This is a genomic window from Paraburkholderia sp. BR10954 (assembly GCF_040965775.1).
Classification (GTDB): Bacteria; Pseudomonadota; Gammaproteobacteria; order Burkholderiales; family Burkholderiaceae; genus Paraburkholderia; species Paraburkholderia youngii.
This window is the reverse complement of the sequence record NZ_JBFRCK010000183.1, coordinates 1-945: the sequence shown is the minus strand read 5'-3', so window position 1 is coordinate 945 and position 945 is coordinate 1. Positions and strand designations below refer to the sequence as shown.

At 70.6% G+C, this 945-nt stretch carries 1 protein-coding gene; it reads left to right on the top strand.

What is annotated here, in order from left to right:
* The coding region (locus AB4Y34_RS41735; protein ID WP_368719291.1) for a condensation domain-containing protein at positions 1–945 on the top strand (945 nt) is incomplete at both ends.

Below are 945 nucleotides of genomic sequence, written 5' to 3'. Positions count from 1 at the left end.
GGGCAGGCTGGATCGCGCGGCGTGGCGACGCAGCCTCGATCAGCTGTATGCGCGCCACGAGGCGCTGCGCAGCGTCTTCGTTGATGCGGAGGAGGGGCCCCGGGTTGAGATCCTGCCGCCCGGCACGGGCCTGCCCGTGCTGGAGCACGACCTGCGGGAGCGGCCGGATGCAGCGGCGGCGCTTGTGGCGCTGTGCGCCGAAGAGGCGTGCACGCCTTTTGATCTGGCGCGCGGGCCGCTGATCCGCGGGCGTCTGGTGCGGATGTCGGATGAGGAACACGTCTTCCTGCTGACCCAGCATCACATCATCTCGGACGGCTGGTCGGTGGGGGTGCTGGTACGGGAACTGGGCTGCCTGTACCGGGCGTTCGTGGCCGGACAGGCCGATCCCCTGCCGGTGCCGGCGATCCAGTATCCCGATTATGCGGCCTGGCAGCGGCAATGGCTCTCCGGGGAGCGGCTGCAGCGTCAGGCGCAGTACTGGCGCGAGGCCCTGTCAGGCGCGCCGTCCATGCTCGCGTTGCCGACGGACCGGCCGCGCCCGGCGCGCCAGTCGTTTGCCGGCGCCACGGTGCCGGTGGAGATCGATGCGGAGCTCACGCGGGAACTCAGGCGGCTGGGCCGTCAGCATGGCACGACGCTGTTCATGACGGTGCTGGCGGGCTGGGCGGCGGTGCTCTCGCGTCTGTCGGGGCAGGACGACATTGTGATCGGGGTGCCGAGTGCCAACCGCGGCCGGCGCGAGATCGAGGAGCTGATCGGCTTTTTTGTGAACACGCTGGCGCTCCGGGTGGACCTGTCGGGCGGGCCGGACGTGGCGACGCTTCTGGAGCGGACACGGCGCACGGCCCTGGGGGCGCAGGAGCATCAGGACCTGCCATTCGAGCAGGTGGTGGAGATCGTGCAGCCGCCACGGGCGCTTGATCACACGCCGCTGTTCCAGGT